Genomic DNA, 9,999 nt, shown 5'->3' on the forward strand with positions numbered 1-9,999 from the left:
GGTCCGGCATATTGCGCTGAATTACCTGAAAGGAGAGAAATCTTTCAAAGGCGGAATTCGGCGGAAACAGAAGAAAGCGGCACTGGTTGAGACATATATTGCTGACATTCTCGCGGTCTGAAAGCTTTCATGCGTTTTCCCTGGGGAGTTAGGCAGAGAATGTACTGGCAATTAGCTACTATACTTTCCCATAAAGTGGTCTGTGTTTCACCATTTATTAGCAATCAGCTTAGGCTAAGTGCGAATAAGGTCGTGACGATTCTAGGAGGCATCGATCATCATTTTTTATGTAACAAAAAAAAGTTGTAAGATCGAATAAGCTCTTTCGTATAGCGGCCGTAGGTAGACTATCCCAAGAAAAAAGCTGGATGACATTAGTCTCAGCAATTAATCATCTCCCTAGCGACTACAAAAAACTGGTAAGAAGTGACTTTTATGGCGAAGGCAACCAGGAAAAATTATTACAACATAAAGTTACAGTTAGTAATATAAACGCTCATTTTTTTGGTCACCTCTCACAAGAGACGCTGGTCCAAGAGCTATCGTACTGTAGTCTTTCTGTACTGCCTTCCTTGTTTGAAGGTTTTGGCTTATCTGCAATTGAAACGATGGCTTTAGGTATACCCACGATCACATCTGACTTTGAAGCTTCAGGCTTATATATTCTTGATGGAGTCAATGGGAATAGGTTCCCTACTCATGACGTATCAATGCTTTCTGATTTGATTAGATGGCATATTGATAATCCAAATAAGTCAGCTGAGTTGGGGCTTAATGGCCGCAATACTTCAAGGGAAATGTTTAACGCAAACAACACATATAGGAAATACTTGAAATTAATTGGCACAACTGGTGATTGATTTGAATTTTATTAATTTGATTGGCAGGCTTTATAGTTTTTTGTGTAGGAAGTTTTACATTATCCTTTATATTATGAAAGGGTTGAGAGTAAAAAATTCTTTGTATTTAGGTCGCCGAATAAGGTTCAATAATGTAGATGCTATAACTATACTTGACGCTGTCAGTCTTGGTGATAATATCAGAATTTGGGGAGAGATTAAAAGCGAAAATAGCCGTTTGATTATTGGACGTAATGTGCAAGTCAATAGAGATACCTTGCTAGATATAACAGGTAGATTGGAGTTAAAGGACAATGTTTTTATATCTGAAGGTTGTATGCTATATACGCATACTCATGGTCATGATCCTCGCAGCGTTCCAGTGTCCACTACATTGGTAATAGAAGAAAATGTCTGGATTGGCACCAATGTGATAATTCTACCTTCTGTAAATTATATTGGAGCTCGTTCAATTATCGGAGCAGGTACCGTAGTGAGTAAAAATATTCCACCTGATGTTACAGTGGTATCGCAATCCTCCCGAATTCTTTCTAAGGCAGATTAATATATGAAGATAGCGTTTATCGATAGAAGCGGTGCCAATTCTATCTGGAGTGTTTTATACTCCATTGCAACTGTATTGGTACTTTCTGGGCATGAAGTTACTTTCTTTAAAGTGGATGATGGGCAACAGAGAGAAACACTACCAGTACCTGAGGGCACTAGAGAAGTCCGAATACCCGTTCCGACTGCCAATGGCTTCTTTTCACTAATTTATCAGCAAATATACTTGTTTTTTTCTTTATTAAATATTGCTAGAAAGAACTCATTTGATATTGTTCATGCCAATTTTATCAATCCTGCTTGGTTGGCTCGCATCGTATTTCATTTATATAAAGTAAAGATAGTAAACACGCGCCATGAGTTAAGTGGTTCGATGTCACGGCATTGGCGCATCGCTGACCGATTGACAGAAAAATTCATCGATTCTCAGGTTTATATTTCATCAACTGTCGCGAGGAGTTTCTCTAGATCATCAGATAATGATTCTAATTGTATTATCATGAATGGTATTGACGTTCATGCCTTCGATAAGCCCGTGAAAGATCTAATAAGTCCTAATAGGCCTACTGTTATTACTGTAGGCCGGTTTGTGAAAGTGAAGGGGCACTCTGTTTTGATTAGCGCCTGGGCCGACGTTATCGAGAAACATCCCAATGCAAGGCTTATATTGGTCGGCGATGGCCCGGAGAGGCATAATCTAGAATGTCAATGTGCAAAACAGAATGTTTTATCATCTGTAGAGTTTCCAGGCTGGATGAGTAAGCAAGACGCTCACCGGCTGATCAAACAGGCAAGAATGATGGTTGTACCCAGTGATGGTTCGCAAGAAGGCTTTGGATTGGTAGTGGCTGAAGCCATGGCATCGAGAACACCTTTGATTTGCTCTGATATACCTGTGTTTAGAGAAGTCGCTAGTAATACTGCAGATTATTTTTCTCCAGGAAATTATGAGGAATTGTCTAAAGCTATTATTTCTATGCTGGATGATAAAAATAGGGCAAATAAAATGGCCAATAAGGCGGCGTCTCGGGTGTCCGAGTTGTTTGATGAAAGCACAATGGCCGAAAGCTATATTAATCTCTATTACAAGCTACTCTAGTTTTATAATCTCTATTATTGTAGGCCAATAAGTTATGCAAATACCTATATATGTAATAAGTTTGTTAGATGCTACTGAACGAAGGAAATCAATACAAAATCAGCTTGCAAAACTTAATCTTGAGTATGAGATCGTAGATGCTATAGATGGTAGATTACCGAATTTTTCATCAATATACGACAAGTACATTGATGAAGAATGGTATAAAAAGCGTAATGGTGAACCTCTTACTTTATCGGAAAAGGCATGCGCTTTATCCCATGCCACTATTTATAACCATCTTATCATGCATAACATCACAGAAGCTATCGTGTTAGAGGATGATGCTGTGTTGATGGAAGATTTTTATGAATACGCAATGAAGAAGTTTCCATTGGAGGCTTATCAACAACTGACAATTCTTCACGTTTATAAACAACAATACGCTACTAAAGTGCGGATTAATATTAATCGTAAGTATTCTCTTTATAAACCTTACAGAAAATTTCTTGGTGCATGTGCTTATTACTTGAGCATATCAGATGCTAAAGCCCTATATGAAGCCTCATTACCGATTTGGTCAACATCAGATTGGCCCTTGAAAATAGAGAATGATTTGCTTGCCCGTGGTGTAGAGCCTCCACTAGTCCAGCAATCTGAAAGTCTAGATAGCCAAATACAAAGATTTAAAAATCGCAAAACTCCAATGCATGTTACAGCTGCTAGACTTTCGATTATTCCCAATTTGATATATCCAAGTTATTTTGGTTCAATTTGGAAGTCTTACTATGCTTGGCAAGCGGTTATAAAGCGAGTATCAAATAAATTTACGCCCGTCGTCCTGACAATGAAATTCATTAGGTGATGCATGTCTCATGATATTGATATTACAGCCATTGTGACTGTTTATAATGAACCAAAATTAATCGTTCGCGCGATAGAGTCTTTAGCCAATCAAACACTCAAAAATATAGAAATATTAATAGTTGACGATGGATCTTCAGATGCAACACCTGCTGTACTGGCTGATATAGCAGCAAGGGATACACGTATACGTATCATCTTTGGTGGTCGGATGGGGCGGGCCAAAGCTTTGATGGTAGCGTGTGAGGAAGCCAAGGGGAAATATATTGCTAACCTGGATGCTGATGACATTGCTTATCCCGAGAGATTAAAGCTTCAATTTTCCTTTTTAGAGGAAAACTTGGATCATGCATGGGTGGGGTGTGGCGAAGAGCGTCGTGATACTCAACGAGATGAGCATATCATTCGCCTTTATCCTTTGACTGATGCAGAAATTCGTGAACAGTGTGCCAAGTGCATTCCCTATACACATAGTGGTGTCACTTTTAGAAAGTCATTGGTCAATGAGGGTCTTAATTACGATCCGGCTCAACCTTATCTGATTGATTTTGAGTTTTTCTTGCGAGTTGCTCGAAAGTATAAGGTTGCTAATCTTCCAGACGTACTGGCTTGCCGCTATGTAAGGAATGAAAGCTTCTTTCAGAGCCGCTTCAAGACCCAGAAGCAGAACCGGCGATTAGCTAGGTTTGGACTTCAGTCAGTATTTTGGTTCAAACTCTCACCTTATTATCTTTTATTCCCTGCCGCGCGCTTGATCTATCCCATGCTACCCAATGCCATCAAAAAGAAAGTCAGGGCAAGTCAAGGGCTTAGCGAGGGGCAAGGAATAGCCTGATGTTATTTTATATATCACTTGTGCTGGCGTCTTGTGTATTCTTGCTACTGTTCAGGTGGATAGCCAAAGCACCAGAAAGAGGCGTCTACACTGCTTTTTTTGCATCTGGAATACTCAATACTATCTCACTAGGGCCATTGAGAGAGAAGGTAGGGTTGACGGAAGTTGTAATATTGATGACCTGGTCTGCGATGCTTGTCAATCGTCAGTGGATAAGCCGCCGTATTCCTTTGTCAAATTATCAGATACTAGCAATGCTATTCCTTGTCGGGTTTGTGTTGATCGAATGGATTTCCTTCTTTATCAATAACATCGATTATTATGGACACGTTACAGAGAGTCTGGTCGAGACTCTAAATATCACTTATGGCGCCATGATGGTCGGGACTGTATTGCTTCTTGTTCAGGATGAGTTTCAATGGAAACGGTGCATAATTGGCTGGCTATTCGGATCAGCTGTCGTGGTCATCGTAGGATTATGGGCTATGACAGGTACTGCCCCTTCCTGGACGATTGATGAGTTTACACGACGAATATCTTCCACCTTCAAATTTGAGAACCAGATGGCATCATATCTGATCCCTTTGATGGTCATCGCTTTAGCTTGGTGCGTATCTAGATCGATATCAGAAAGACTACGTAATATCTCGCTACTCTTGATTGCAGGTATGGCAACGGTCTTGATTGGTACAGGTAGTCGGACTGCTTTTTTATTGATTGTACTAGTAGCAGTCTGTATGGCAGTTATATATATTGTTCAGTTCAAGAATAATACCCTTAGAAGGGGCTATCTAGGTGTTTCAATCATTGCTTGTGTTGCTGGATTGGTCCTCTATGTTGTTGCTGCAATGAGCATGTTTGATGGTGTCTATCAATTAGGCAAGACACCTTCTTGGCAGAGGCCTGTCGTCATGATGTATCAGAATATGACGGAAGGCAAAGGGCTTGATGAAACTCGAGAAGAGCAAGCTACCGTTGTTATCGATAATGCGGATGTCGCTATTTTTCTAGGTAATGGTCCAAAGCTTTATGGATCGAAGTTCAATATCTCTGAGATACACAATACCTATGCTGGGATATTTATTGAAACAGGAGTTGTTGGAATAACTTTTTTGTTGCTATTTCTTTTGATGCCATTGATTATATCTACAAGAGTTATCGTCAGTCCAGAGATGAAGTTGTTGTTTATAGCAGCCTCCATGGGATTTGTCTTGTTGCTTGCTTATAATCTTACTATGTATGGATTAAGGCAAAGAACGATCTGGTTAATGGCAGGTTTGTTATTGAGTGCTAGTTCTGTATCTCGGCATTGGAAAGCAAAATTCTTATGAAAATAATATTTGTTGAAAGTTATCCTCAAGTCATTTTTGGGCAACAAAAAACCCTATTGAGCTTGCTGGGGACTTCTCGGAATGCTATGCATCAGTCCATTTTAGCTACTACGAGTCATGGGCCTTTTGTTGATACAGCTGAAGCCGAAGGGTTTGATTCAACTATCTTACCATACCCAGAGTCTTTATCTACTTATGGAGGCGCTATATACCGCTATGGCTGGCGTAGAAAGATTGGCATGCTTTTCCAGCTTGGAAACTATATCTTGGAACTTCGGAAATGGTTGAAGGGTATATCCCCGGATATCCTTTTCTGTAATGATATGCGTGGTTTGCTTACAATGGGCATTGCTGCAAAATCTCTTGGTATACCAGTTGTAATCTGGGATAAATTGGATAAGCCACATGGCATCCTCGACTGGTTTCAACTCCCTCTGGTCAAGTTGAATATCGTGATTTCTGATGCAGTAGAGGTAAAGTACCCCGATTGGCAAAAACGTCTATATAGAAAGCGTATTATCAAGAACTATAATGGAGCGTTGCTGAGCAGGTTTGATGATATTTCGCCGGCTAGAGCTAGTCTTGGACTTGTTCCTGAGCATATTGTTTTCGCGATGGTGGGTTCCATCAATGAACGCAAAGCACAGGATCGTATATTGCGCTTGATGCCCGAACTGGCTGAACGCTGCCCAAATGCAAGAGTTCTTATCGTTGGAGAGGCTGAGGATGACTCTCAGGAGTACTTTCAAAGTCTACCTAACGTTGACCACCCTCATGTCATTCACACTGGCTTCAGGGAAGATATACCTCAGATCATGGCGAGTATTGACAGTCTCTTGATTCTTTCCAGGCAGGAAGGTATGGGCCAAGTCACTGTTGAAGCCATGGCCGCGAGTAGACCTGTCATTGGTACGCGTGCAGGTGGTATCCCTGAAGTCGTAGTTGACGGTGAAACAGGCTTTCTGGTGGAAGGGGATGATGATGAAGCACTGCTCAATGCCATTGCTCAACTATGTGATAATCCAGATAAAAGGCAACGCATGGGCAGTGCAGGACGTGCTCGTGTAGAGGCCAATTTTGATCGTCCCAAGCAACACCGCAAGGTGATCAAGTTGATGGAGCAGTTGGTTGAGGGGGCACGATGACTGCGCCAACACTTCGTATTACTCACTTGCAACTATTACCCCTCTTGAGTGGTGTTCAGCGTGTATCACTTGATGAGCTTGAAAGGCTGGATAGTGAAACGAGGAAAGTCTTGGTCTGTCAGAGCCGAGGTCCTCTGACCGAGGGCGCTGAAGCCAGCGGTGCTGCCGTTATCGTGGCTCCGGATCTTGTGCGGGAAATCAATCCGATACGGGATATTAAAGCCCTCTGGTATCTCTGGAAGTGCTTTCGACGTGAAAAATTTGATGTTGTTCATACGCACTCCAGCAAGACCGGTGTGATAGGCCGATTGGCAGCAAGGTGGGCAGGTGTGCCATGTATCGTTCATACCGTGCATGGATTCGCCTTCCCCGCAGCGACAAGCACGCTGCAACGTAAAATCTTTCATGCGATGGAATGGATAGGCGCCCGCTGCTCTCATCGGGTTGTCTGTCTACATGAGGATGATGCCAGGATTTGCCGAGATGAGTTGGGGTTGTCTGATGAGCGCATCGAGATCATGGCGAATGGAATAGACCTTCAAAAATTCCACCCATTATCTCCAGAGGCTAATCGTGATGCCTTGAGAGAGGGGGCAGGCCTTCCAGCTGATCGTAAACTGGTCATGATGATAGGGCGATTATGGGAGCAGAAGAACCCGGCGTGCCTCGTTGAAGCTTACTACCAACTCTGGGAGTCAGGTGACCCAGGAGCAGACCTGGTACTGGTGGGGGACGGTGCCTTGAAGGAGTCCCTGGAAGCTAGGGTCAAGCTTGCGGGCCTTGAGCCACACGTCCATTTTCTGGGGTGGCGGACTGATACGCCGGAACTGCTTCGTCTCTGCGATGTCTTCGTCTTGCCTTCTCGGTGGGAAGGAATGCCCTTGGCGATCCTTGAAGCGATGGGTTGCGGGCTGCCAGTCATCGTCTCAGACATCCCCGGAAATCGACATCTTGTCCGCGATGCGGAGAATGGGCTGCTGTTCCCCGTGGAAAACGCTGGCTCTCTGGCCAGTGCGTTGGTAGAGCTGCTCGAGAATGCTAGCTTACGTATCCGCTTTGGCACCGCCGGCAGAGCAAGGTAGAGGCTGAGCATGATATTCAACAGAGAGTACGAAACATGGAAGCGCTATATCGTGACGTGTTAAGCGCTGGTGACTAGCCAGGATGTCTGATATCCGGCCTTGCTACCATGGCCGTTCATTTTCACTATGTTGGCTTTCTTCGCCACTTCATCATATTCACAGGATTCAGCAATGAAAATCGCCATCGCAGGCACAGGCTACGTCGGACTTTCCAACGCCATGCTGCTCGCACAGCATCATGAAGTGATCGCACTGGATATAGTTCCAGAGAAGGTAGAAGGGCTGAATCGTGGTGTCGCACCGATTGAAGACGCCGAGATTGATGAGTTTCTGGCCCGCGGGGACCTGAATTTCGGCGCTACCCTCGACAAGGAAGAGGCCTATCTCGGTGCCGATTTTGTGATCATCGCGACGCCGACGGATTACGATACCACCACCAACTACTTCAATACTTCCAGTGTTGAAGCGGTGATTCAGGATGTGCGCGACATCAATCCTGACGCGGTGATGGTGATCAAGTCGACTGTGCCGGTGGGCTATACGGTAGAGGCGCGTGAGCGTTTCAATACCGAGAACCTGATCTTCTCGCCGGAGTTTCTGCGCGAAGGCAAGGCGCTGTACGACAACCTGCATCCGTCTCGTATCATCGTCGGTGAGCGCTCAGAGCGTGCCGAGGTATTCGCTGGTCTGCTCAAGGAAGGCGCGATCAAGCAGGGTGTTGATGTGCTCTTCACTGACAGCACCGAGGCGGAAGCCATCAAGCTGTTCGCCAATACCTACCTGGCGATGCGCGTTGCCTACTTCAATGAGCTGGATACCTACGCCGAGTCGCATGGCCTGGATGCCAGGCAGATCATCGAGGGTGTGGGACTGGACCCGCGCATCGGGCAGCACTACCACAACCCGTCATTCGGGTATGGGGGCTACTGTCTGCCGAAGGATACCAAGCAGTTGTTGGCCAATTATCAGGAAGTGCCCAACAACATGATCCAGGCCATCGTCGATGCCAACACCACGCGCAAGGACTTCATTGCGGAATCCGTGCTCAAGCGCAACCCGCAGGTGGTGGGGGTGTATCGCCTGGTGATGAAGTCCGGCTCTGACAACTTTCGCGCCAGTGCCATGCAGGGCGTGATGAAGCGCATCAAGGCCAAGGGCGTGGAAGTGGTGGTATACGAGCCGGTGCTGGAAGAAGACACCTTCTTCGGTTCACGCGTCATGCGGGATCTCGAGGCATTCAAGCAGGAAGCCGATGTCATCCTGAGTAATCGCATGGCAGAAGAGCTAGTCGATGTGGTAAATAAGGTTTATACCAGAGATCTTTTTGGTAGTGATTAATATTTGTTTTTCATGTTGATAAAAGCCTCTTTTGATTTTTTGCATTAGGGAACCGATGATCAATTCGGTTCTACGCGTTTGCAGCGCTCAGACTGGTGCTTCAACCGCAACAGCGGTCGCTTTCTGACCTGTATAGATGGCCTATTTCCTCTACTAGCGGTTTATCCGGCTAGTAGAGGAAATTCAAGATGCACTGACCCCGTCAATGCGTCCTTCGCATCGCGTCGCCAGCACGAGGTTGGCTAGCCCGAACAGGCTGAATAGCTGCGCCTGGTTCTTGGCCAGCCCCTTGTAGCGCACCTTCCGGTAGCCGAAGAGATTCTTGATGACATGGAACGGATGCTCGACCTTGGCGCGGATGCTGGCCTTGGCCCGCTCGATCTTCAGCAGCAGTTCTTTCATCGGACTCTCTTCCATCTTCTTGATACCGCCTCGCTTGGCCGCGATACAGCAACGGGAATTCCTTGCATCCTTTTCTTCATCCAGGCGTTTGCCCATACCGATGTAGCCCGCATCAGCAGGGAAAATGCATGAAAAACCGCTCTACGACGGGCCTCGTAGCGCTTTACCAAAAGGACCTCATGTGGTCATTTAGCAGCTTTCGCTCATGGATGATCCGATGCTGACACCGTCTCTTATGCACCATTTATCGATTGTTCCCGACTTCCGCCAGGCGTGGAAAGTGAAGCATCAGCTGTCGGATATCTTGTTTCTGATCGTCTGTGCGGTGATCTGTGGTGCAGAAGGTTGGGATGAAATCGAAGATTTTGGCCACGCGAAGTTGGACTTTCTTCGCCAGTACGGCGATTTTGAGGCTGGCGTGCCGAGTCACGATACCTTGGCCAGGGTGATGGCCCTGGTGAATGCTGAGCAGCTGCAAACTGCATTCGCTGAGTGGATGAAAAGTTGCCATGACGTGACTG

At 45.2% G+C, this 9,999-nt stretch carries 9 protein-coding genes and 2 pseudogenes; 10 read left to right on the top strand and 1 reads right to left on the bottom strand.

Features of this window, described 5'->3' with window-relative positions; genetic code table 11:
* Positions 1-320: 320 nt before the first annotated feature.
* The 9 genes and pseudogenes from BF12_RS21615 to BF12_RS0108630 form a co-directional block, all read left to right on the top strand.
* Positions 321-860, top strand: a pseudogene (locus BF12_RS21615) (glycosyltransferase family 4 protein); the annotation flags it as partial.
* Positions 841-1,404, top strand: a complete 564-nt coding sequence (locus BF12_RS21620) for an acyltransferase (protein WP_248623649.1) — start codon at positions 841-843, stop codon at positions 1,402-1,404. The pseudogene BF12_RS21615 and the gene BF12_RS21620, both read left to right, overlap by 20 nt.
* A 3-nt stretch (positions 1,405-1,407) precedes the next feature.
* The gene (locus BF12_RS21625) at positions 1,408-2,502 is read left to right on the top strand and encodes a glycosyltransferase family 4 protein (RefSeq protein WP_084488037.1); all 1,095 of its coding nucleotides are present in this window, start codon (positions 1,408-1,410) and stop codon (positions 2,500-2,502) included.
* A 34-nt stretch (positions 2,503-2,536) separates the two neighbouring features.
* Positions 2,537-3,346 (top strand): glycosyltransferase family 25 protein, encoded by an 810-nt coding sequence (locus tag BF12_RS21630; protein WP_084488038.1) that lies wholly within the window; start codon positions 2,537-2,539, stop codon positions 3,344-3,346.
* A 3-nt stretch (positions 3,347-3,349) separates the two neighbouring features.
* Positions 3,350-4,180 carry a glycosyltransferase family 2 protein gene (locus BF12_RS0108610; protein WP_084488039.1) on the top strand — a complete coding sequence of 277 codons (831 nt, stop codon included), beginning with the start codon at positions 3,350-3,352 and terminating at the stop codon, positions 4,178-4,180.
* Positions 4,180-5,511 carry an O-antigen ligase family protein gene (locus BF12_RS0108615; protein ID WP_024951923.1) on the top strand — a complete coding sequence of 444 codons (1,332 nt, stop codon included), beginning with the start codon at positions 4,180-4,182 and terminating at the stop codon, positions 5,509-5,511. The genes BF12_RS0108610 and BF12_RS0108615 overlap by 1 nt, the downstream gene beginning before the upstream one ends.
* Complete coding sequence (locus tag BF12_RS0108620; RefSeq protein ID WP_084488040.1) at positions 5,508-6,656, top strand: glycosyltransferase family 4 protein; 1,149 nt, start codon at positions 5,508-5,510, stop codon at positions 6,654-6,656. The genes BF12_RS0108615 and BF12_RS0108620 overlap by 4 nt, the downstream gene beginning before the upstream one ends.
* A complete protein-coding gene (locus BF12_RS19355) occupies positions 6,653-7,738 on the top strand; it encodes a glycosyltransferase family 4 protein (RefSeq protein WP_084488041.1) in 1,086 nt (361 codons plus the stop codon). The genes BF12_RS0108620 and BF12_RS19355 overlap by 4 nt, the downstream gene beginning before the upstream one ends.
* Positions 7,739-7,909: 171 nt before the next feature.
* Positions 7,910-9,076: a nucleotide sugar dehydrogenase gene (locus tag BF12_RS0108630; protein ID WP_024951925.1), complete on the top strand. Its 1,167-nt coding sequence runs from the start codon at positions 7,910-7,912 to the stop codon at positions 9,074-9,076.
* A gap of 183 nt (positions 9,077-9,259) precedes the next feature.
* Here the strand turns inward: BF12_RS0108630 and BF12_RS19360 are convergent.
* Positions 9,260-9,592: pseudogene (locus BF12_RS19360) on the bottom strand (transposase); the annotation flags it as partial.
* Positions 9,593-9,695: 103 nt separating this feature from the next.
* On the opposite strand from BF12_RS19360, the gene BF12_RS0108640 reads away from it, so the two are divergent.
* Positions 9,696-9,999 (top strand): ISAs1 family transposase (locus BF12_RS0108640; RefSeq protein WP_024951927.1); only part of this gene is annotated, 304 nt, incomplete at its 3' end.

The sequence above is a fragment of the Cobetia crustatorum genome, from assembly GCF_000591415.1.
GTDB lineage: Bacteria > Pseudomonadota > Gammaproteobacteria > Pseudomonadales > Halomonadaceae > Cobetia > Cobetia crustatorum.

What these genes read in the sequence shown, in the direction of transcription:
- BF12_RS0108630 (WP_024951925.1), top strand. Translation starts at nt 7,910, where the DNA reads ATGAAAATCGCCATCGCAGGCACAGGCTACGTCGGACTTTCCAACGCC.
- BF12_RS0108620 (WP_084488040.1), top strand. Translation starts at nt 5,508, where the DNA reads ATGAAAATAATATTTGTTGAAAGTTATCCTCAAGTCATTTTTGGGCAA.
- BF12_RS21625 (WP_084488037.1), top strand. Translation starts at nt 1,408, where the DNA reads ATGAAGATAGCGTTTATCGATAGAAGCGGTGCCAATTCTATCTGGAGT.
- BF12_RS0108615 (WP_024951923.1), top strand. Translation starts at nt 4,180, where the DNA reads ATGTTATTTTATATATCACTTGTGCTGGCGTCTTGTGTATTCTTGCTA.
- BF12_RS0108610 (WP_084488039.1), top strand. Translation starts at nt 3,350, where the DNA reads ATGTCTCATGATATTGATATTACAGCCATTGTGACTGTTTATAATGAA.
- BF12_RS21630 (WP_084488038.1), top strand. Translation starts at nt 2,537, where the DNA reads ATGCAAATACCTATATATGTAATAAGTTTGTTAGATGCTACTGAACGA.
- BF12_RS19355 (WP_084488041.1), top strand. Translation starts at nt 6,653, where the DNA reads ATGACTGCGCCAACACTTCGTATTACTCACTTGCAACTATTACCCCTC.